Genomic DNA, 21,824 nt, shown 5'->3' with positions numbered 1-21,824 from the left:
CCCGCTCCCGGCCCGGGCGGAGCGGCGGGGCCTCAGGCGGTGTCTGACGGGAGGCCCGTGCCGACCCCGTCGGTCGTCCAGCGTGCCGCCGTGGTCACCAGGGTGCGGTCGGATCCGGCACCGCCGGTCAGGCACAGCCCGACAGGAGCGCCGTCCACCACCAGCGCGGGGACGCTGAGCGACGGCACCCCGCCGACGCTCGCGAGCGCGGTCATCGCGGTCGTCGCGGTGCGGACCCGTTCGAGCTCCGCGGTGCCCGCACCGAGCGCCGGTGCCGGCCCCGGTGCGGTCGGCGCCACGAGGACCCGTCCCGCCAGCGCCGCGCGGACCGCTGCGCGGATCCCCGCGAAGCGTTCGCGGGCTCCGGCGACGAGGTCCGGCGGGTTCGCGGCGGCCGCGGCGAACCGGTCACCGACGACGGCACCGAGCGCGCCCGGGTGGGCGGCGATCCATGCGCCGTGCACGGCCGTGGCCTCGGCGCCCTGCACGAGCCGGAGCAGTTCGCGCAGGTCCTCGAGCGTCGGCAGGCCGAGGTCGTCGAGCGTCACCACCGCCAGGTCCCGGACGACCGCGCGGAACGCGTCCTGCGTCGCGGGGTCGGCTGCCGCGACGAGCTCGGCGAGCACGACGGGCTCCGGTCTGACGGCTTCCCCAGCGGCCGGGAGGACGGACGCGTCGAGCGCGCCGAGCAGCGTCGTCGCGTCACGGGTGAGCCACCCGACGGTGTCGAAGGACGGCGCCAGGGGCAGCAGCCCGCTGCGGTCCACCAGCCCGTGGGTGGTCCGGAGGCCCCAGAGTCCCTGGTACGAGGCGGGGATCCGCAGCGAACCCGCGGTGTCGGTGCCGAGTCCGACGTCCGCCGCTCCGGACCGGACGGCCGACGCGGATCCGCTGGACGAGCCTCCCGGCAGTGCCGACGGGACCGCGCCGTTCGGGGCCGTGCCGTGGTGCTCGTTGCGACCGGTCAGGGCGTAGGCGAACTCGTCGGTCCGCGCGATCCCGCGCACCGCCGCACCGGCGGCGAGCAGCGCGGCGACCGCCCCGGCGGACGCCGTGGCGGGCTCGGACTCCCGCAGGTACGTCGGGTTGCCCGCACCGACGCGGTGCCCGGCGATCGCGTACAGGTCCTTGACCGCGACCGTCGTGCCGTCGAGGGGGCCGCTGCCCGTCGGCGGGACGAGCGGGTCACCGACGACCCGCCACACCGTGGTGTCGAGGGGCCGCGCGCGGCCGGTGACGTGCGCCGCCTCGATGCGCCAGACGTCGTCGCGTCGGCGCCAGAGCTGCGTCTGCAGACCCGACCCGCCCGCGTCGAACGACGACGCCGAGACGACGAGCGCCAGGTCGTCGGCGAGGGGGCGGACCTCGACGCGGCTGAGGTGGCGCGACGCGACGCCGCCGCGGGCACCGCGGAAGGCGCTGATCGCCTCGTGCCCGACGAGCAACCCGCGGTCGTCGCCGCGGAGGGTGTCGGGGGAGCGGACGAAGGCGTCGTCGAGCGCGGCGAGGTCGTCCTCGGCGAGGGCACGTTCGTAGGCGTCGAGCGCGTCGAGCAGTCCGTCCGGGACCCCGGCGGTGGCCGTCACCGGACGTCCGCGAAGTCGGCCTTGCGGATGCGTGCGTGCGCTCCGGTGACGAGGTCGACGACCTGGGAGACGTCGAAGTCGGTCGCGGCGCTGAGGTAGGCGTACGCGAGGTGCGGCTCCATGCCGTACCGCGCCCCGAGGATCGCGATCGCGTGGCGCACGCAGTGCCGGACGGCCTCGTCCAGGTCGGGGTCGAGGCCCGTGGGCACCAGGTACTCGTGCGTCTCGACCAGCGGCCACGCGAGCTCGCCGAACCGCTGGGCGGCCTCGGCCGCCGGGGTGACGTCGAAGCGGATCGTCGCGCGGAGCGAGGCCTCCATCGCGGTGAGCGCCACCTCGCCGTCGCCCTGCGCGAAGTGCGGGTCGCCGACGTACGCGAGGGCGCCGGGGACGAGCACGGGCAGGTGGAGCTGCGCACCGACCTGGAGCAGGTTCACGTCGATGTTGCCGCCGTGCCGGCCGGGCGGGACCGAGTGCAGCCGCTCACCCGGTGTCGCGACGCCCATGATGCCGAGGAACGGCGCGAGCGGGAAACGTGCGTACCGGTCGCCGCCCTCGGTGATCGGGATCCGTCCGCGCGGGCCGTCGTCGCCGGGCACGACGTCCGCGAAGACGCTCACGGTGCGGCCGTCGACGGGGTACTCACCGTGCAGGGCGCCGCGGCCGTGCCGGTTCGACACCACGCCGTACGGGACGCGGGGGAGCGTCTCGAGGACGGTCATGGTCAGGACGTCCCCCGGCTCGGCGCCCTCGACGGCGATCGGGCCGGTGACGACGTGCGGACCGTCGTGCTCGGGGTGTCGACGACCGGTGCGGGCGACGGCGACGGCGTCGTCGAGCACCTGCTCGGGCGGGACGCCGTACCGCCCGAAGAACGCGACCGGGTCACCGCCCTGGTCGGGCAGCAGGCCCTCGTGGCTGACGGTGTCGATCGTGGCGTCGTCACCGGGCGCCAGGGAGAGGACGGGCCGGTCGTCGGCGTTCGGCAGGCGGCCCCACAGCACCCGGTCGGCCTCGGCCGGCAGGTAGCGACGTGACCGCACCGGACCCGCCCCGGGCTGCAGGACGGTCGTGGTGTCGGTCGGTGACGCTCTGCGGGGCCGTGACGCCGGGTCGGACGGGGACGCCGTGGTGTCGCGTGCGGTGCCGTGGTGCATGTCCAGCACGCTAGGGGCTGGCCTCCGGTCGACCAGGGTCGGGCGCTGATGTTTTACGTGATCGTCACACGGACCTGCGGCCCTCGCCGGCCGGGGTGCGCCGCGCACGCACCCCTCAGCTGGGCCGTCGGTCCCGCCCGGTACGCTCGGGTGCCGTGCCACGAGTCGTCAGCAGCCCTCGCTCCGCCGTCCGGCGGCCCGTGACCATCGCCGTGGTCGCCGTGCTGGTGCTCGTCGCCGGGTACCTGGCGGCCGCGGCCCTCGTGCCGTTCGCACCGGCGAGCGCGACGACCACCGGGTACGCAGCACCGACGTCCACGGTGCCCGACCTCCGGTTCCCCGGGTACGGAGCGACCGCCGTGGAGGCCACCGACTTCCCGGAGAGCCTGCGGACGAGCGGGGACACCGGGCAGCGGTCGATCGCGAGCATCACCAAGGTCGTCACGGCGCTCGTGGTGCTCGACGAGGAGCCGCTCGACCGCGGGCAGGACGGGCCGACGATCCGGTTCGACGCCGAGATGCGGGCGCTCTACGCGACGTACCTGGCGAAGAACGGCGAGGTCGCCCCGATGCCGGACGGGCTGCGCCTGTCCGAGTACCAGACCATGCAGGTCATGCTCATGGAGTCGGCGAACAACTACGCCGGGGCACTCGCGCTGTGGGCGTTCGGGTCGATGGACGCGTACCAGCGCGCCGCGTCGGCCTGGCTCCAGCAGCACGGGCTCGACGACACCGAGATCCACGAGCCCACCGGCCTCGACCCCGACAACCGGTCGACCGCCACCGACCTGGTCCGGCTCGGGCAGCTCGCCCTGGCGGACCCCGTCGTCAAGGAGATCGTCGGGACGAAGCAGGTGACGGTGCCCGGTGCCGGGACGGTCGAGAACTCGAACGAGCTGCTCGGACTCGACGGCGTCGAGGGCATCAAGACCGGCACCCTGGACCAGGCCGGGGCGTGCCTGCTCTTCGCCGCCACCTACGAGCGGGGCGGACGCCAGGTCACGGTCGTCGGGGCGATGCTCGGCGGGGTCGACCACGACACGCTCGACGTCGACGTGCAGCGACTGCTGCGGTCGGTCGCCGACAACTTCCAGGTGGTGCCCCTCGCCCACGCCGGGCAGACCTTCGGGACGTTCTCGACGCCCTGGCGGGACGAGGCCGACGCGGTCGCGGCGCAGCCGGCCGAGGTCCTCGTGTGGGGAGCGACGAAGGTCACCGCGAAGGTGCGCCTGGACACGATCACGGTCGGTGTCCGCGGTGAGCGCGTCGGTTCCGTGCGCTTCTCGGTCGAGGACCACGACCCGGTGACGGTGCCGCTCGTGCTCGAGCGCTCCATCGAGGACCCCGGTGTCCTCTGGCGGTGGACGAACCCGTTCCGGGGCGTGGCCGTCACCGCAGCCCCGACGGCCGCGGCAGCCCCGACGGCTGCGGCGGCCCCGACGGACGCTGCCGCCCCGGCGGACGCCGACGCCGTCGTCGCCGGTCCTGGTGCTCGGTGGAGTCCGTACCGCCTCGCCGCGTAGTGTCGTGCGCGTGACGACGACGTTCCCGCGCAGCACCCCGTCCGCCCTCGGCATCGACGCCCGCGGGATCGCCGCGTTCCTCGACGCGCTCGAGACGACCCCCGACGTCGAGCCGCACAGCGTGATGCTCCTGCGCCACGGCCAGCTGGCGGCGTCCGGCTGGTGGTCGCCGTACGCTCCCGACCGGGTGCACCTGCTCTACTCGCTCAGCAAGAGCTTCACGGCGGCGGGCGTCGGCATCGCCGTCCGCGAGGGCCTCGTCGACCTCGACGCCACCGTGCTGTCGTACTTCCCCGAGCTCGACGACGACGTCACCGACGAGCGCAGCCGCCGGATGCGGGTGCGGCACGTCCTCGCGATGGCGAGCGGGCACCGCGAGGAGACCCTCGAGCGCGCCAGGGCCGCCGACCCGGACGACCTGGTGCGCGGCTTCCTGCTCACCCCGCCGGACGAGGAACCCGGCACCGTCTTCGCCTACAACCAGCCGTGCACCTACACGCTGGCCGCGATCGTGCGTCGGGTCACTGGTGGGTCACTCGTCGACTGGCTCCGGCCGCGGCTCCTCGACCCGCTCGGCATCGACGACCTCGCCTGGAAGCGCGACGAGACCGGCGCGGAGCTCGGGTTCAGCGGCTGTCACGCCCCGACCTCGGCGGTCGCGGCGCTCGGGCAGCTGTACCTGCAGGGCGGCGTGTGGGACGGGCAGCGGATCCTCGACGAGGACTGGGTCGCCCTCGCCACGAGTCGGCAGGTCGAGAACCCGGACGAGGAGAACCCCGACTGGTCCCAGGGGTACGGCTTCCAGTTCTGGATGGCCCGCCACGGCTTCCGCGGCGACGGCGCCTACGGGCAGTTCTGCGTCGTGCTGCCGGAGCAGGACGTCGTCCTCGCCCTGACCGGGCAGACGGTCGACATGCAGGCCGTCCTCGACGCGGCCTGGCAGCACCTCCTGCCCGCGATCGACGCCGCGGACACCGCCTCCGCTGCGGACACCGCCCTGGAGGCTCGGCTCGCCTCCCTGGGGCTGCCGCCGGTCGCCGGGGCGGTCCCCACCGAGGGCGCGGCCGGCTCCTACGAGACGACCGGCGTGTTCGACGCGGTCCGGCTCGACCACGGCGACGGCGGCTGGCGGGCGACACTGGAGGTCGACGGTGGCCTGCTCGCGGTGCCGGTCGGGACGGGCGAGTGGGCGGTCGAGGGGCCCCTCGCGGCGAGCGCGGCGACGGCTCCCGACGGTGCGGTGCTGCTCGACGTCCGGTTCGTCGAGACGCCGCACCTCGCGCACGTCCGCCTCGACCCCGCGACGGGCACCGCCACGAGCGAGTGGGCGACCCAGCCGCTGCACGACGGGCCGCTCACGCTCCGCCGCCCCGCGGACTGAGCAGCGCGGGCCGACCAGCGGAGACCGAACAGCGGGGACTGCGCAGTGCGGGCTGCGCAGCCGGGCCGGTGTGCGAGCGGTGCCAGCGGACCGACCGGAGTGCGCGGTCAGGGCGTGTCGGAGCGGTGCTCGACGACGTCCTGCAGCTCGGGGCGCTTCGGCGAGATGCCGTCGCCGGACGACGTGTGCCTGATCCGCCGCACGACCCAGGGCACGAGGTACTCCCGCGCCCAGCCGAGGTCCTCGACGCGGGCCTCCCGCCACGGCCGTGCCTCGAGCGGCTCCGGCACGAACGGCTCGAGGCCGTGGTCGACGTCGAGCGTGTCGAGGACCGCGGCCGCCACCGTCGCGTGCCCGGTCGGGGAGTGGTGCAGTCGGTCCGGCGCCCACATCCGCGGGTCGCGGAGCACCCGCAGCGCCCACATGTCGGCGACGAGCGCGCCGTGCTTCAGCGCGATCGCGTGCAGGTTCTCGTTGTAGATCGCCGTCTTGCCCCGCACCATGCCGAGCACCGGCGTCATGCCCACGTCGGGTCCGGTGAACAGCACGACCGTCGCACCTCCGCCGCGCAGCCGCTCGACCATGCCGTCGAACCGCTCGGCGAGCTCGTCCGGGTCCGAACCGGGACGGATGATGTCGTTGCCGCCGGCGGAGACCGTAACCAGGTCCGGTCGGAGCGCGAGGGCGGGTTCGACCTGCTCGTCGACGATCTGCCCGAGCAGCCGTCCGCGGACCGCGAGGTTCGCGTAGGCGAAGTCGTCGGTGCGGTGTGCGAGGACCTCGGCCACCCGGTCGGCCCAGCCACGGTTGCCACCCGGCACCGTCGGGTCCGGGTCCCCGATCCCCTCGGTGAACGAGTCACCGATCGCGACGTACCTGGACCACGGATGACGATCTGACACGCACCGAACCGTAGTCTCGTGCCATGACGAAGGCCAACCCCGCCTGGAGCCTGCCCGACGACCTGCTCGACCGGATCGCAGCGCGGGCGCCCGGGTACGACGCCGACAACGTCTTCTGCGCCGAGGACCTCGACGAGCTTCGGGCGGCGGGGTACCTGCGGATCGGCGTCCCGACCGAGCGCGGCGGGGCGGGGCTCGGACTCGCGGCGACGGCCGAGGTGCAGCGGGTGCTCGCGCAGGCCGCACCGGCGACGGCGCTCGGGCTCGGGATGCACCAGGTCTGGGTGCAGGCGGCCCGCAGCGTGTCCGCGCGGGGCGGGTCGTTCCTCCAGACCGTCACCGACCACGCGGCCGACGACCACCTGCTCGCCTTCGGGGTCAGCGAACCCGGCAACGACGCCGTCCTGTTCGACTCGACCACGACGGCGGAGCCGGACGGCGACGGCGGCTACCGGTTCACCGGGACGAAGGTGTCGACGTCGCTCGCGCCCGCGTGGGACGTGCTGAGCGTCTTCGGGAAGGACACCAGCGGTCCGGAGCCGCGTCTGGTCCACGGCTTCGTGCTGCGGTCCGACGGCGACGTGGAGCACCTCGACGACTGGGACACGCTCGGCATGCGGGCGACGCAGAGCCGGACGACGCTGCTGCGCGGGGTGCACGTGCCGGCGGCGCGGATCGTGCGGGTGCTGCCGGTGGGGCCGACGCAGGACCCGCTCGTGTTCGGGATCTTCGCCGCGTTCGAGCTGCTCGTGGCATCGGTGTACGTCGGGATCGCCTCGCGTGCCGTGGACCTGGCGGTCGCCGCGGTCTCGGCGCGCGCCGGGCGCGACGGGGTCCTCCGGTCGCAGGACCCCGACGTGCGCCGGGCGATCGCGGACGCCCGCGGAGCCGTCGACGCGGTGGCGCTGCAGGTCGGCTCCCTCGCCCGGTCGGTGGACGAGCAGGACGACCTCGGCGCGCGGTGGTTCCCGCTGCTCGTCGGGACGAAGGCACGTGCGGTCGACACCGCGCAGCACGTCGTGGACGAGGCCATGCGGCTCGTCGGCGGGCGGGCGTACGGCGCGACGTCGGAGCTCGCGCGGCTGGCCCGTGACGTCCGAGCGGGGCAGTACCACCCGTCGACGCGGGACTCGGCGGCGCGGACGATCGCCGCGGCGGAGCTCGGGCCGCTGGCGTAGGACCCCGGCCGGCGCTGTCGGTGGGCCGTGGCATCATCGCCGGGTGAGCAAGCAGGACGGACGCAACCGACTCGTCTCCGACCGCCCGGTCGACGACGTCACGGCGACGGTCCTGCACGTCGACATGGACGCCTTCTTCGCATCCGTCGAGCTGCTGGACCGCCCCGACCTCCGCGGGCTGCCGGTCATCGTCGGGCACGACTCCGACCGGTCCGTCGTCACCGCTGCCACGTACGAGGCCCGCAGGTACGGCGTGAACTCGGCGATGCCGATGGCGGTGGCGAAGCGCCGGTGTCCGAACGCGGTGATCGTCGAGCCGCACTTCGAGAAGTACAGCGCCAAGTCCGCCGCGGTGATGCGGGTCTTCGAGCAGTTCACGCCCCGGGTCGAGAAGCTCGGCATCGACGAGGCGTTCCTCGACGTCTCGGGGGCGATGCGCCTCTACGGCACCCCGTGGGAGATCGGCCGGGCGATCCGTGCGGCCGTCCTCGCCGAGACCGGTCTGCACTGCTCGGTCGGCGCGGCGTCGACGAAGTTCGTCGCGAAGCTCGCCTCGAGCCGGTCGAAGCCGGACGGCCTGCTCGTGGTCCCCGCCGAGCACACCGTGGCGTTCCTGCACCCGCAGCCGGTCTCCGCGCTGTGGGGCGTCGGGGGCACCACGCAGGAGAAGCTCGAGCGCCGCGGCATCCGGACCGTCGGCGACCTCGCGCACACCCCGTTGCCCTCGCTCGTCGCCGCGCTCGGACCCGCCGGCGGACAGCGGCTGCACGACCTGTCGTGGGGACGTGACCCGCGCGTCGTCGACACCGGCGTCAGCGAGAAGTCCGTCGGGCACGAGGTCACCTTCGGCCGCGACCTGACCGAGCGCGACGACGTCGCCCGCGAGCTCCTCCGGCTCGCGGACAAGGTCGCCGTCCGACTCCGCCGCGCCGACGTGCAGGCCCGGACCGTGGCGCTCAAGGTCCGGTACACCGACTTCTCCACGCTCACGCGCTCCCGCACGCTCGCCGAACCGACCGACGTCGCGAAGCGCTTGCACCACGAGGCCGTCGAGCTGTACGACGTGCTGCACCGACCGGGCAACCGCATCCGGCTCATCGGCGTCCGTGGCGAGAACCTCGTGCCGGCCGCCGCGAGCAACGCCCTGTGGGACGACGACGCGCCGTGGCGCGAGACCGAGACCACCGTCGACGCCGTCGCCGCGCGCTTCGGTGCGGGCGTGCTGCGGCCGGCCTCGCTCGTCCGCGGCACGCCCGAGCAGCGGCCGCCGCACGCTCGGCAGGACCCCGCGTGACGGTAGGATCGCGTGAAGTGAGCGCAGCGGAACAGGACGACCAGCAGCAGCCCGCGACGCTGTGGAGCGACGGCTCCGGGCCGATCGCCGGCGGCGCAGGGCAGGACCCGGCGACCGGTCACGAGCCGGCAGCCGTGGGTGCCGCCCGCCCGCACGACGAAGCCGTGCAGCAGGCCGAGAACGCCGGCAACGCCGCGGCCGAGCACCTGTCGCCGGCGTTCCCCGAACGCGCCGCCTGGGGCACCGCGTCGAAGCTCCGCGCCTGGCAGGTCGAGGCGCTGACGAAGTACTTCGAGACCGAGCCGCGCGACTTCCTCGCGGCGGCGACCCCCGGCGCCGGCAAGACCACGTTCGCGCTGCGGCTCGCCACCGAGCTCCTCGCGCGGGGCACCGTCGACCGCATCGTCGTCGTCGCCCCGACCGAGCACCTCAAGCGCCAGTGGGCGGACTCGGCCGACCGGGTCGGGATCCGCATCGACCCGATGTTCAAGAACGGCGACGGCATGTTCGGTCGCCACTACCAGGGCGTCGCCATCACCTACGCCCAGGTCGGCATGAACCCCGAGGTGCACCAGAAGATCACCGAGGGCGGTCGCACGCTCGTCATCCTCGACGAGGTCCACCACGGCGGCGACGCGTTGACCTGGGGCGACGGCATCCGTGAGGCCTTCACCAAGGCCACCCGCCGGCTCTCGCTCTCCGGGACCCCGTTCCGCTCGGACACCGCGCCGATCCCGTTCGTGCAGTACGCCCCCGACGAGCAGGGCATCCGCACCTCGGTCTCCGACTACAACTACGGCTACGGCCGCGCGCTCAAGGACGGTGTCGTCCGTCCGGTGCTGTTCATGGCGTACGCGGGCCAGATGCGGTGGAAGACCCGGATGGGCGACGAGATGTCGGCGTCCCTCGGCGAGCAGGTCACGAAGGACATCACGGCCCAGGCCTGGCGCACCGCGCTCTCACCGGAGGGCGAGTGGATGCCGGCCGTGCTGTCCGCTGCCGACAAGCGCCTGACCGAGGTCCGCCGGGGCGTGCCGGACGCCGGCGGTCTGGTCATCGCGACGGACACGACGACCGCCCGTGCCTACGCGCGCATCCTGCAGCAGATCACCGGGGAGCGACCGACCGTGGTCCTCTCCGACGAGGCCGCCGGGTCGAGCCGCATCCAGGCCTACGCCGAGGACACGTCGCGCTGGATGGTCGCCGTCCGCATGGTGTCCGAGGGTGTCGACGTGCCCCGGCTCTGCGTCGGCGTCTACGCGACGAGCGCGAGCACGCCGCTGTTCTTCGCGCAGGTCATCGGCCGGTTCGTCCGCGCGCGGCGACGCGGGGAGACCGCGAGCGTGTTCCTGCCGAGCGTGCCGAACCTGATGGCGCTCGCGGCGACCCTCGAGCTCGAGCGTGACCATGCGCTCGACCGGCCGAAGGACGCCGACGACGGGATGTACAACCCCGAGGACGCCATGGTCGCCGAGGCGAACAAGGAGGACCGGGCGTCTGAGAGCCTGCTCGAGGTGCAGCCGTTCGAGGCGCTGGACTCGCAGGCGTCGTTCGACCGGGTGCTCTACGACGGCGGCGAGTTCGGCACCGGGGGAGAGGTCGGCTCGCTCGAGGAACTCGACTTCATCGGCATCCCCGGGCTGCTCGAGCCGGACCAGGTGCGCGACCTGCTGCGGGCCCGCCAGGCCACCCAGGCGAAGCGGTCGAAGGGACGGACGGCGAAGGACGGCCTGCCCAAGCCGAAGCCGGACGAAGCCCGACCGATGTACCAGACGCTCAAGGAGCAGCGCACCGAGCTCGCGCGGCTCGTCTCGATCTGGTCGCGCCACGCGAACGAGCCGCACGGCGCGATCCACGCCGAGCTCCGCCGGATCAGCGGCGGCCCGGCCGTGGCGCAGGCGAGCATCGAGCAGATCCAGAAGCGCATCGACGTGCTCCGCTCCCGCATCGGCAACCGCCGGTGACCGCCTGTGACTCCAATGACCGCCGGCGACCTCGGTGACCGCCGGCAACCGCCGGTGACCGTCGGCCGGACCGCACCGTGATCGAGCCCGTCGACGACCGCACCTGGCTCGTCAGGCGCACCCCGGAGTCCTCACCCGAGGCGATCATCGACCGCTTCGGCGGCGGCTACCGGCTCCGACGGTTCTCGCTCACCGAGTCGCGGCGTACCCAGCACGGCGTGTACACCGGCCTCGACCTCGCCGAGACCGCGTGGTGGCGCCTGCAGGACCGTCCGCGCGGACGGTAGCGATCCGCACCCACGGTCGCCGGATCGTGCGGCGCGGCTTGGTGACGCGGACAGGGTTCTTCCGGTAGACCGGACCCATGGCAGACTCCATCCCCCACGTCCTCGTCCTCGGCGGCGGCTCCGCCGGCTACACCACGGTCAAGCAGCTGCAGAAGCACGCCGCGACCGTGCCGATGCGCATCACGCTGGTGGACCAGAACACGTACTACACGTACCTGCCGTTCCTGCCCGAGGTGGCCGGCGGGCACATCGCCCCGAAGGACGTGACCTTCGAGCTGCGTCGCGCGCTCAAGAAGACCCGCGTCATCCAGGGCAAGGTCACCGGCATCTCGTCGAAGGACAAGACCGTGTCGATCGCCACGGCCGGCGGTGACGACCGCACGCTCGGCTACGACCAGCTCGTCGTCGCGCTCGGCTCGGTCACGCGCACGTTCCCGACCCCCGGGCTCGAGGAGTACGGCGTCGGCTTCAAGACCGTCGAGGAGGCCGCCTACGTCCGCGCGAAGCTGCTCGACAACATCGCGAAGGCCGCAGCGACGCGTGACGAGGACGAGCGTCGTCGCCTGCTGACGAGCATCTTCGTCGGCGGCGGCTACACCGGCGTCGAGGCGATCGGCGAGCTCTTCGACGTGTCGCAGGCCGCCATCAAGACCTACCCGTCGCTCGCCGGCGAGCAGCCGCGCTGGGTCCTCATCGACGCGCTCGACCGCGTCGCACCCGAGGTCGGTCCGGAGCTGTCGAAGTGGACCCTCGAGTCGCTGCGCGCCCGCGGCATCGACGTCCGCCTGAAGACGACGATGCCGAGCGCCGAGGGCGGCGTGATCAAGCTCTCCGACGGCGACGAGTTCGCCGCCGGTCTGCTCGTCTGGACCGCCGGCGTCAAGCCGAACCCGCTCCTCGACGCCACCGACCTGCCGCGTGGCCCGAAGGGGCACCTCGCCGCGAACGCGAAGCTCCAGGTCGAGTCCGAGGACACCCACGAGGTCGTCCCGGGCGTCTGGGGCCTCGGTGACGTCGCCCAGGTCCCCGACCTCACCGCCGAGAAGCAGCCGGCGTACTACCCGCCGAACGCGCAGAACGCGGTCCGCCAGGCCGTCGTCGCGGCCGACAACGTGGTCGCCACGATCACCGGCAAGCCGCTCGAGGAGTACCGCCACCCGTCGATCGGCACGGTCGCCTCGTACGGCGTCGGCAAGGGCGCTGGCAACATCAAGGGCGTCAAGATGACGAACCTGCTCGCCTGGCTCGCGCACCGCTCGTACCACGTCTACGCGATGCCGACCCTGAACCGGAAGGTCCGCATCGTCATCGGTTGGATCACCGGTGCGGTGTCCGGTCGGGACGCGACCTCGCTCATCAAGGAGACGGACCCGCGACGCAACTTCGTCGAGGCGTCCAAGAGCTGACGTCACCACCTGACGGACGGGAGGCGCGGTGCCGGACGGCACCGCGCCTCCCGTCCTTTGTGTGTCACCTCACACCGTGCCGCGACGATCGTGACGCGCACGAGCGAGAGGAGCGTCCATGCGCGCCATGACGTACCGCGGACCCTACCGGGTCCGCGTCGAGGAGAAGCCGGATCCCCGGATCGAGCACCCGAACGACGCCGTCGTGCGGGTGGAACGGGCTGCGATCTGCGGGTCGGACCTGCACCTGTACCACGGCATGATGCCGGACACCCGGATCGGTCACACCTTCGGGCACGAGTTCATCGGCGTCGTCGAGCAGGTGGGTCCGTCGGTACGCAGCCTGGCCGTCGGCGACCGCGTCATGGTGCCGTTCCACATCTCCTGCGGCAGCTGCTGGTTCTGCGCCAGGGGCCTGTTCACGAACTGCCACAACGTCAACCCGAACGCCACCGCGGTCGGGGGCATCTTCGGCTACTCGCACACCACGGGCGGGTACGACGGCGGGCAGGCGGAGCGCGTGCGCGTGCCCTTCGCCGACGTCGGGCCGCAGGTGATCCCGGAGTGGCTCGACCCGGACGACGCCCTGATGATGACGGACGCGCTCGGCACCGGGTACTTCGGGGCGCAGCTCGCCTCGATCCGGGAGGGCGACACCGTCGTCGTGCTCGGCGCCGGCCCCGTCGGCCTGTACGCGGCGAAGTCGGCGTGGTTCATGGGCGCGGGCCGCGTGATCGTCGTCGACCAGCTGGAGTACCGGCTGGAGAAGGCGCGGACCTTCGCCCACGCCGAGACGATCAACTTCGCCGAGGTCGACGACGTGGTGCTCGAGATGAAGAAGCAGACCGACTTCCTCGGCGCGGACAGCGTGATCGACGCGGTCGGGGCCGAGGCGGACGGCAACTTCACGCAGCAGCTCACGAGCGCGAAGCTGAAGCTGCAGGGTGGTTCGCCGACGGCGTTGAACTGGGCGATCGACGGCGTCCGCAAGGGCGGCACGGTCTCGGCGATGGGGGCCTACGGACCGATCCCGAACGCCGTGAAGTTCGGCGACGCGATGAACAAGGGCGTGACCATCCACATGAACCAGGCGCCGGTGAAGCGCCAGTGGCCGAGGCTGCTCGAGCACATCCAGGCGGGGCACCTCAAGCCGAGCGAGATCATCACGCACCGGATCCCGCTCGAGCACATCGACGAGGCGTACCACCTGTTCTCGGCGAAGCTCGACGACTGCATCAAGACCGTGATCGTGCCGTGAAGGAGGCATCCGTGTCCGACCACACCCCCTACATCGCCGACCCGCCCCGACGGGTGCCGTCGTCCGCCGAGCTCCGCGAGCGCATCCCCGGGTGGGGCAGCGACCTCGACACCGCCGACCGGCCGTCGGTCCCGAAGCTCTCCCGCGAGGTCGGGCTGGCCTCGGGTGCGCACTGGGACGTCCCCGACCAGCAGCCCGGTGCCGAGGGCCGCGAGCGGTCGATCGAGCACGCCCACGTCACGCCCGTGTTCGGCACGGCCCAGCCGCTGTCCGGGCTCGCCGGCGTCGTGAAGCGGTACGCCTACCGTCGGTTCAGCGAGGGGCGGCTGGCGCACTGGATGCTCCTCGTCCTCGGCGACCGCATCGACGTCGCGACCCACCGGGTCACCGATGCGCTGCGCGGCCGTCCGGACCGGGTGCTGCACGAGACCGGTGTGCGCGCCGAGCTCGGCAACCGTCCGCTCGCGTCCCGGTTCGGCTCGTCGCGCCGGGACTGGCGGCACGGCTTGCTCGACCCGGTGGTCGCGAACTGGGGCTGGCTGGCCGCGATCGGCGCCGTCGTGCTCGTGGTGCGGCGCCTGCGCAGGTCCTGACGGGGGGCGCGGCCGATCGCACGCCGGACGGTTGTGCGTCCGGCCACGCCCCGGACGGGGGTGCGGCCGGCCGGCCACGCGCCGGACGAGCTTGCGCCGGCTTGCGCCGGACTGGGTGCGGCCGGTCACGCGCCGGAGGGGTGAGCGGCCGGCCACGCGCCGGACGGGAGGCGTGGTGCGGGGCCGCCCCGCGCCTCCCGTACGACGCTGGGACGCCTGCCCGCGCGTGCTCGTGCCGTCCGCGCGCATCCGAGCGTGCGCCGCTGAGCGTGCGCGTCGGTTCGCACGCCTTCGACGATATCGCGCTCGTCGATCGACAGTCGCGATGTCGCACGATGCACATGCATCAACGGTGCGCGTCCGTTCGCGCGCCTTCGGCGACATCGCGCTCGTCGATCGACAGTCGCGATGTCGCACGATGCACATGCATCGCCCCGCACACGTATTGCCCCACAGGCGCACCGACGAGGAATGCCCCCCGGCCGACGGGCCAGGGGGCATCGCTCTTCTTGTGTCCGAGGGGGGACTTGAACCCCCACGCCCTAATACGGGCACTAGCACCTCAAGCTAGCGCGTCTACCAATTCCGCCACCCGGACAGGGTGTTCATTCACTTGTGCGGCTGTCGCACCGGGCTGTTTCCCCGGCGTTCCTGCCGAGAGAAGACACTAGCACGGCTCGGAACGGGCGATGAACACGGGCGCGCATCCCGGGCGAGTCCCCCGGAACGACGCGGATGTCCGGGGGTCGGGGTGGGGGAGGGGCGGCGCGTCGGGCGGGTAGCGTTGGGGGCATGAGCGACGCCCAGCCGACCGAGCCGGACCTCGAGGCCACCGCTGCCATCGCGCGGGACCTGATCCGCATCGACACGACGAACTGGGGCGAGGGGAAGTCGCGTGGGGAGACCGAGGCGGCGCACTACGTCGAGGCGAAGCTGCGCGACCTCGGGCTCGAGCCGCAGCTGTTCGAGTCGGAGCCGGACCGGGTGAGCGTCGTGGCCCGGGTGCCGGGGCGTGACCGCGACAAGCCCGCCCTGGTGGTGCACGGGCACCTCGACGTGGTGCCTGCCGACCCGACGAACTGGTCGGTGGACCCGTTCGGCGGCGTGGTCCGCGACGGCATGCTCTGGGGTCGCGGCGCGGTCGACATGAAGAACATGGACGCGATGATGCTGACGTCCCTGGCCGACGTCGTCGAGCGGCAGGGTGCGCCCGAGCGCGACCTCGTGATCGCCTACTTCGCCGACGAGGAGGCCGGCGGGGTGCTCGGCTCGCACCACGTCGTCGACCACCACCCTGAGGTCTTCGCGGGTGCCACGGCGGCGATCAGCGAGGTCGGCGGCTACTCCATCACGCTCGGGGACCGTCGCGCGTACCTGCTGCAGACCGGCGAGAAGGCGCTCATGTGGGTCAAGCTCGTGGCACGCGGCACCGCGGCGCACGGCTCGCACGTCATCCGGGACAACGCGGTGACGAAGGTCGCGGCGGCGGTCGCCCGGATCGGCAGCGAGGAGTGGCCGGTCCGCCTGTCCGCCACGACCGAGGCGATGGTCGCGGAGGTCGCCCGCTTCCTGGGCGTCGACCCGCAGACGACCGGCCCGGACGAGGTCGCGCTCGCCACCGGTTCGGCGTCGCGCTTCATCCACGCCGCCCTGCACACGACGTCGAACCCGACGGTGCTCACCGCCGGCTACAAGCACAACGTCATCCCGGACACGGCCGAGGCGCTCGTCGACATCCGCTGCCTTCCGGGCGACGAGGAGGCCGTGCTCGCACGCGTCCGCGAACTCGCCGGCGACGACGTCGAGGTCGTGACGTCGTTCCGCGACGTCGGGCTCGAGCAGGACTTCGGTGGCCCGCTCGTCGACGCCGTCCGCGACGTGCTCGGTCGGCACGACCCGGGTGCTCCCGTGCTGCCGTACCTGCTCTCCGGCGGCACCGACAACAAGGCGCTCTCGACGCTCGGCATCGCCGGCTACGGCTTCGTCCCGTTGCAGCTGCCCGCCGGCGTCGACTTCCCCGCGATGTTCCACGGCGTCGACGAGCGCGTGCCCCTGGACGCCCTGGCCTTCGGGCGGCGCGTCCTCGGGGACCTCCTCGCCACGTACTGATACATTGCCGGGTCGCCGCACCCCGGTGGCCCCGACGACCGGCACGAAAGGCCCCGCTCGATGCACATCCTCGAGGCGATCTTCCTCGGCTTCGTGCAGGGACTCACCGAGTTCCTGCCCGTGTCCTCCAGCGCGCACCTGCGCATCGTGGGGCTCTTCCTGCCCGATGCGAAGGACCCGGGCGCGGCGTTCACCGCCGTGACCCAGCTCGGCACGGAGACCGCCGTCCTGATCTACTTCTGGAAGGACATCACCCGGATCGTCGGGCGGTGGTTCCGCTCGGTGTTCCGCCAGGACGTCCCGAAGGGGGACCCGGACGTCCGTCTCGGGTGGCTCGTGATCCTCGGCACGATCCCGATCGGCATCGCGGGGCTGCTGCTCAAGGACTCCATCGAGACCACCTTCCGGTCGCTGTGGATCGTCGCGATCGTGCTCATCGTGTTCGGTGTGGTGCTCGGCGTGCTCGACGTCGTCGGGCGCAAGGTCCGTCCGATCGAGCAGATGACGTTCCGGAGCGGCCTGCTCATCGGCGTCGCGCAGATGCTCGCCCTCGTGCCGGGCGTCTCGCGGTCGGGTGCGACGGTGTCGATGGGCCTCGCGCTCGGCTACACCCGACCCGCAGCGGCGCGCTTCGCGTTCCTGCTCGCCGTGCCCGCCGTGTTCCTGTCCGGCTTCTACGAGGCCGCGACGAGCCTCGGCGACCACGGCGCCCCGTTCGGCCTCGTCGACACGCTCGTCGCGACGGTCGTGGCCTTCGTCGTCGGGTTCGTCGTGATCGCGGCGTTCATGAACTACATCGCGAAGCGCAGCTTCCTGCCCTTCGTGGTCTACCGGATCGCACTCGGTATCGTGCTCATCGTGTTGCTGTCGCTCGGAGTGATCCAGCCGTGAGGGCCTGGCAGGTCCCGTCCGTCCCGTCCGTCCCCGGTGACGCACCCCGGCCCGTGGTGCACGACACCGCGGCGGGGAAGCCCGTCGACCCGACGCGGGGTGAGGAGCGCGCGGCGCTCTACGTGTGCGGCATCACGCCGTACGACGCCACCCACCTCGGCCACGCGGCCACCTACCTGGCGTTCGACACCCTCGGGCGTGCCTGGCGCGACGCCGGGCTCGAGGTCGAGTACGCGCAGAACACCACGGACGTCGACGACCCGCTGCTCGAGCGCGCGGAGCGGGACGGTGTCGACTGGCGCGAGCTCGCCGCGTCGCAGATCGACCTGTTCCGCCGCGACATGGAGGCGCTCCGCGTCCTGCCGCCGGACGACTTCGTGGCGGTCACCGACGAGGTCGAGCGGATCGCCGAGGCCGTCGCGTACCTGCAGGAGACCGGCTACGCCTACGACGTCCCGACCGAGGGCTCCGAGGGTGACGACGTCTACTTCGACGTGAACCGTCCGACCGAGGCGTGGGCGCTCGGCGACGAGAGCCGTCTCGACCGCGAGACCATGCTCGTGCTGTCGGCCGAGCGCGGCGGCGATCCCGAGCGTCCGGGCAAGCGTGACCCGCTCGACCCGCTGCTCTGGCGTGCGGCCCGCGCGGGGGAGCCCAGCTGGGACACCGAGGTGGGTCCGGGCCGGCCCGGCTGGCACATCGAGTGCAGTGTCATCGCCGGCGACAAGCTCGGCCTGCCGATCAGCGTGCAGGGTGGTGGGAGCGACCTCGTCTTCCCGCACCACGAGATGAGCGCCGGGCACGCTGCCGCCCTCGCGCACCAGCCGCTCGCGAACGCGTTCGTGCACACCGGGATGATCGCCTACCAGGGGTCGAAGATCTCCAAGTCCCTCGGCAACCTGGTCACCGTGCGCGGCCTCCTCGACGACGGCGCGGACCCGCGGGCGATCCGCCTCGCGCTGCTGTCGCACCGGTACTCCGACGACTGGGAGTGGTTCGACGGCGAGCTGACGAGCGCGACCACGCGGCTGCGGACCTGGGACGCCTGGGCGACGGGCGAGCGCGAGGGGCACGTGGACGACGCAGACCAGGCGATCGCCCGCATCCGCGCCCGCGTCGCCGACGACCTCGACACCCCGGGTGCGGTCGCGGCGGTCGACACCGCGATCGCAGCGGGGACGCGCGCGACGCCCGAGCTCGTCGACCTCGTCGACGCCCTGCTCGGCATCCGTCTGGGCTGACGCGGACCGGACGGCCCGCCCGGGCAGTCGCGGCGACCGCGGACGGACAGGAGGCGCGGTGCCAGCCGGCACCGCGCCTCCCGTCTGCAGCCTGGTCGCGGCTACTGCTGCGGCGGCTGCGGGGGCCGCCACGGGCCCTCGCCGCCGGCTGCGCCGCCGTCCTTGCCGTCCTTGCGCTCACGGCGGCGGAGGTACTGCTCGAACTCCTGCGCGATCGCGTCGCCCGATGCCTCGGGGGAGTCGACCGTGTCCCGCGCCTGCTCGAGCTGCCCGATGTAGCTGGCCATGTCCTCGTCGTCGGCAGCGAGGGCGTCGATGCCCTCCTCCCACTCGGTCGCCTCGTCGAGCAGGCTGCCGCGCGGCACCGTGACGTCGGCGAGCTCCTCGATCTTGTCGAGGAGCGAGAGCGTGGCCTTCGGCGACGGGGAGTTGTGCACGTAGTGCGGGACCGATGCCCAGAGCGAGAGCGTGGTGAGTCCGGCGGTGTCCATCGCGTCGGAGAGCACCCCGAGGATGCCCGTCGGGCCCTCGTACGACGACCGGTCGACGTCGAACGCGGCACGCACACCCGCGTTCTCGCTCGACACGAACACCGAGATGGGACGGGTGTGCGGGACGTCCGCGAGCATCGCACCGACGAACACCACCGCGTCGATCGAGTACACGTCGGCCAGGTCGATGACCTCGGCGCAGAAGCCGCGCCACGTCCGCGACGGCTCGGGACCGACCAGGACGAAGACGTCGCGCTCGGTCTCGGAGCCGGTCGCACCGACGACCGGCCGGCCCTCGGCGCCGGGACCGTGCAGCACGATCCGGGGCCACCGGATGCCGCGCGAGCCGTCCTCGGCGGTGCCGACCTCGGGGCGGTTGAACTGGTAGTCGACGTACCGCTCGCCGTCGATCTCGCGCAGCTCGTCGAGCTCCAGCGCGTCGACGATGCGGCGGGCGAGGCCGCTGGCCGCCTCGCCGGCGTCGTTCCAGCCCTCGAACGCGACGACGAGCAGCCGGCCGTCGCTGAAGGGGGAGTGCTGTGGCACGGAGGGGCCTCCTGGTGGTGGAGCGGGGCGCGCGCGACACCGCGCGCGGCCGGACACGGTCGATCACCCAGGATAGGCCGAGGCCGGGCAACGACACCGCCCCGTCCGCCCGGAGCGGAACCCGTGGCGCCGTCCGCGCCCCGGTAGACTCGTCGCCCGTGACCGCCCAGCACCCCGAACGCGTCCTCCCTGCAGCCGTGCTGTGGGACATGGACGGCACGATCATCGACACCGAGCCGATCTGGCAGCAGTCCCAGGTGGAGCTCACCGCCCGGTACGGCGCGGAGTGGACCCACGAGGACGGTCTGTCCCTGGTCGGCAGCGGACTCGAGCGGTCCGGCGAGATCCTCCGCGACAAGGGCGTCGACATGGAGGTCGAGGAGATCGTCGAGTGGATGACGGACTACGTGATGGAGCGCCTGCAGGCCGGTGAGCTGCCGTGGCGCCCCGGTGCCCGGGAGCTCGTCGAGGAGCTGCACGACCGCGGTGTCCCCACCGCCCTGGTGACCATGTCCCGCCGCAAGATGGCACTCGTGACCGCCGACGCGCTCGGTGCCCGCGGTTTCCGTGTCGTCATCGCCGGTGACGACGTCGAACGCCCGAAGCCGCACCCGGACGCCTACCTGGCGGCCGCCGCGCAGCTCGGGGTCGCGCCGACCGCCTGCGTCGCGATCGAGGACTCGGCGACCGGTGTCGCCTCGGCGGTGGCGTCCGGTGCGGTGACCGTCGCGGTCGAGCACATCGTGCCCCTGTCCGAGATCGCGGGCGGCGACGTGCACCTGACGACCCTGGCCGACGTGGACGTCGACCGGCTCGTCGAACTGACCAGCCCGGCCCTCGCGGCCCGTACCGAGACGGCGACCCGATGACCGACGCACAGCCCACCGACCAGACCGCGGCACACAGCACCGCCGCGCAGCCGACGGACGGCACGGAGGCGCTGCCGCACACCGCGGGCGGGGCGCCGCACACCCCGCCGCGCGGCCCGTTCCGCGCGGGGGACCGTGTGCAGCTCACCGGGCCGAAGGGCAAGCTCACGACGCTGTCGCTCGAGACGGCCGGCGAGTACCACACCCACCGTGGCGTGCTCCGCCACGACGACGTCATCGGCCGGCCGGACGGGTCCGTCATCCGCGCGAGCACGGGCGACGAGTACCTGGCGTTGCGTCCGCTCCTCAACGACTACGTGATGTCGATGCCCCGCGGTGCGGCCATCGTCTACCCGAAGGACGCGGCACAGATCGTCGCGTTCGCCGACGTCTTCCCCGGCGCCCGCGTCGTCGAGGCGGGCGTCGGGTCGGGCGCGCTCTCGCTCTTCCTGCTCCGCGCGATCGGCCCGACCGGCCGGCTGCAGTCCTTCGAGCGCCGCGAGGAGTTCGCGGCCATCGCCCGGGGCAACGTCGGCACCTTCCTCGGCGCCGTCCCGGACAACTGGTCGGTCACCGTCGGCGACCTCGTCGAGGAGCTCCCCGGAGCCGCCGAGCCGCAGAGCGTCGACCGCGTGGTGCTCGACATGCTCGCCCCGTGGGAGTGCGTCGACGCCGCGGCCGACGCCCTCGCGCCCGGCGGGCTCATCGTCTGCTACGTCGCCACGGTCACGCAGCTGTCCCGGACGGCCGAGGCACTCCGCGACACCGGCCGGTTCACGGACCCGCAGTCGAGCGAGACACTCGTCCGCACCTGGCACGTCGAGGGCCTGGCCGTCCGTCCCGACCACCGCATGGTCGGGCACACCGGCTTCCTGGTCACCGCACGACGCCTGGCCGACGGCGTCGTGCTGCCCAACCTGAAGCGTCGCGCAGGCAAGGCGGAGTTCTCCGACGAGGACGTCGAGGCATGGACGCCCGGCGCGGTGGGAGAGCGGTCCGCCAGCGACAAGAAGCTCCGCAAGGTCGCCCGCCAGGCGGCCGCGCAGGCCCGCAAGGTCGCAGCGGCCGAGGCCGGGGTGGGCCCGGACGACGCCGCCGACGGCGACCGCTAGGCTACGCATGCCCGTCCTGCACCGAACGGAAAGAGG

The 21,824-nt window shown here is 73.1% G+C and carries 18 protein-coding genes and 1 tRNA gene; 14 read left to right on the top strand and 5 right to left on the bottom strand.

Going from position 1 to position 21,824, the window contains the following annotated elements:
- Positions 1–32: 32 nt before the first annotated feature.
- Both QUG93_RS00985 and QUG93_RS00980 read right to left on the bottom strand, forming a co-directional pair.
- Positions 33–1,586: an AtzH-like domain-containing protein gene (locus QUG93_RS00985; RefSeq protein WP_289471765.1), complete on the bottom strand. Its 1,554-nt coding sequence runs from the start codon at positions 1,584–1,586 to the stop codon at positions 33–35.
- Positions 1,583–2,743, bottom strand: coding sequence for an acetamidase/formamidase family protein (locus QUG93_RS00980; protein ID WP_289471764.1), 1,161 nt, complete (start codon positions 2,741–2,743; stop codon positions 1,583–1,585). Before QUG93_RS00980 ends, QUG93_RS00985 begins: the two co-directional genes overlap by 4 nt.
- Before the next feature lie 155 nt (positions 2,744–2,898).
- On the opposite strand from QUG93_RS00980, the gene QUG93_RS00975 reads away from it, so the two are divergent.
- Positions 2,899–4,266: a D-alanyl-D-alanine carboxypeptidase family protein gene (locus QUG93_RS00975; protein WP_289471763.1), complete on the top strand. Its 1,368-nt coding sequence runs from the start codon at positions 2,899–2,901 to the stop codon at positions 4,264–4,266.
- 10 nt (positions 4,267–4,276) lie between these two features.
- Positions 4,277–5,647, top strand: coding sequence for a serine hydrolase domain-containing protein (locus QUG93_RS00970; RefSeq protein WP_289471762.1), 1,371 nt, complete (start codon positions 4,277–4,279; stop codon positions 5,645–5,647).
- Positions 5,648–5,754: 107 nt separating this feature from the next.
- Here the strand turns inward: QUG93_RS00970 and QUG93_RS00965 are convergent, their stop codons facing one another.
- The gene (locus QUG93_RS00965) at positions 5,755–6,549 is read right to left on the bottom strand and encodes an SGNH/GDSL hydrolase family protein (RefSeq protein ID WP_289471761.1); all 795 of its coding nucleotides are present in this window, start codon (positions 6,547–6,549) and stop codon (positions 5,755–5,757) included.
- Positions 6,550–6,572: 23 nt separating this feature from the next.
- On the opposite strand from QUG93_RS00965, the gene QUG93_RS00960 reads away from it, so the two are divergent.
- The 7 genes from QUG93_RS00960 (at position 6,573) to QUG93_RS00930 (ending at position 14,529) form a co-directional block, all read left to right on the top strand.
- Positions 6,573–7,727 carry an acyl-CoA dehydrogenase family protein gene (locus QUG93_RS00960; RefSeq protein WP_289471760.1) on the top strand — a complete coding sequence of 385 codons (1,155 nt, stop codon included), beginning with the start codon at positions 6,573–6,575 and terminating at the stop codon, positions 7,725–7,727.
- Positions 7,728–7,770: 43 nt separating this feature from the next.
- Complete coding sequence (dinB, locus tag QUG93_RS00955) at positions 7,771–9,021, top strand: DNA polymerase IV (protein WP_289471759.1); 1,251 nt, start codon at positions 7,771–7,773, stop codon at positions 9,019–9,021.
- 164 nt (positions 9,022–9,185) lie between these two features.
- The gene (locus QUG93_RS00950; RefSeq protein ID WP_289472040.1) at positions 9,186–10,985 is read left to right on the top strand and encodes a DEAD/DEAH box helicase; all 1,800 of its coding nucleotides are present in this window, start codon (positions 9,186–9,188) and stop codon (positions 10,983–10,985) included.
- A gap of 77 nt (positions 10,986–11,062) precedes the next feature.
- The gene (locus QUG93_RS00945; protein ID WP_289471758.1) at positions 11,063–11,272 is read left to right on the top strand and encodes a hypothetical protein; all 210 of its coding nucleotides are present in this window, start codon (positions 11,063–11,065) and stop codon (positions 11,270–11,272) included.
- A gap of 77 nt (positions 11,273–11,349) precedes the next feature.
- Positions 11,350–12,678 carry an NAD(P)/FAD-dependent oxidoreductase gene (locus tag QUG93_RS00940; RefSeq protein WP_289471757.1) on the top strand — a complete coding sequence of 443 codons (1,329 nt, stop codon included), beginning with the start codon at positions 11,350–11,352 and terminating at the stop codon, positions 12,676–12,678.
- Between the two features lie 118 nt (positions 12,679–12,796).
- Positions 12,797–13,936, top strand: coding sequence for a zinc-dependent alcohol dehydrogenase (locus tag QUG93_RS00935; protein ID WP_289471756.1), 1,140 nt, complete (start codon positions 12,797–12,799; stop codon positions 13,934–13,936).
- An 11-nt stretch (positions 13,937–13,947) separates the two neighbouring features.
- Positions 13,948–14,529 carry a hypothetical protein gene (locus QUG93_RS00930; protein ID WP_289471755.1) on the top strand — a complete coding sequence of 194 codons (582 nt, stop codon included), beginning with the start codon at positions 13,948–13,950 and terminating at the stop codon, positions 14,527–14,529.
- A gap of 512 nt (positions 14,530–15,041) precedes the next feature.
- Here the strand turns inward: QUG93_RS00930 and QUG93_RS00925 are convergent.
- Positions 15,042–15,127 (bottom strand) — tRNA-Leu (locus tag QUG93_RS00925).
- A gap of 194 nt (positions 15,128–15,321) precedes the next feature.
- On the opposite strand from QUG93_RS00925, the gene QUG93_RS00920 reads away from it, so the two are divergent.
- From QUG93_RS00920 to mshC, 3 genes are read left to right on the top strand one after another with little or no spacing between them, the layout of a single operon-like run.
- Positions 15,322–16,638, top strand: a complete 1,317-nt coding sequence (locus QUG93_RS00920; protein WP_289471754.1) for a M20/M25/M40 family metallo-hydrolase — start codon at positions 15,322–15,324, stop codon at positions 16,636–16,638.
- Between the two features lie 60 nt (positions 16,639–16,698).
- Positions 16,699–17,529 (top strand): undecaprenyl-diphosphate phosphatase, encoded by an 831-nt coding sequence (locus tag QUG93_RS00915; RefSeq protein ID WP_289471753.1) that lies wholly within the window; start codon positions 16,699–16,701, stop codon positions 17,527–17,529.
- A complete protein-coding gene (mshC, locus tag QUG93_RS00910) occupies positions 17,526–18,770 on the top strand; it encodes a cysteine--1-D-myo-inosityl 2-amino-2-deoxy-alpha-D-glucopyranoside ligase (protein ID WP_289471752.1) in 1,245 nt (414 codons plus the stop codon). The genes QUG93_RS00915 and mshC overlap by 4 nt, the downstream gene beginning before the upstream one ends.
- A 101-nt stretch (positions 18,771–18,871) precedes the next feature.
- Here mshC and QUG93_RS00905 read toward each other — a convergent pair whose 3' ends face one another.
- Positions 18,872–19,807: a proteasome assembly chaperone family protein gene (locus QUG93_RS00905; protein ID WP_289471751.1), complete on the bottom strand. Its 936-nt coding sequence runs from the start codon at positions 19,805–19,807 to the stop codon at positions 18,872–18,874.
- Between the two features lie 158 nt (positions 19,808–19,965).
- Here QUG93_RS00905 and QUG93_RS00900 point away from each other — a divergent pair, with 158 nt between their 5' ends.
- Positions 19,966–20,676: an HAD family hydrolase gene (locus tag QUG93_RS00900; protein WP_289471750.1), complete on the top strand. Its 711-nt coding sequence runs from the start codon at positions 19,966–19,968 to the stop codon at positions 20,674–20,676.
- Positions 20,673–21,788 carry a tRNA (adenine-N1)-methyltransferase gene (locus QUG93_RS00895; RefSeq protein WP_289471749.1) on the top strand — a complete coding sequence of 372 codons (1,116 nt, stop codon included), beginning with the start codon at positions 20,673–20,675 and terminating at the stop codon, positions 21,786–21,788. Before QUG93_RS00900 ends, QUG93_RS00895 begins: the two co-directional genes overlap by 4 nt.
- The last annotated feature ends 36 nt before the right edge of the window (positions 21,789–21,824 follow it).

The sequence above is a fragment of the Curtobacterium caseinilyticum genome (assembly GCF_030363035.1).
Lineage (GTDB): Bacteria > Actinomycetota > Actinomycetes > Actinomycetales > Microbacteriaceae > Curtobacterium > Curtobacterium caseinilyticum.
This window is presented reverse-complemented; position numbering and strand designations above follow the sequence as displayed.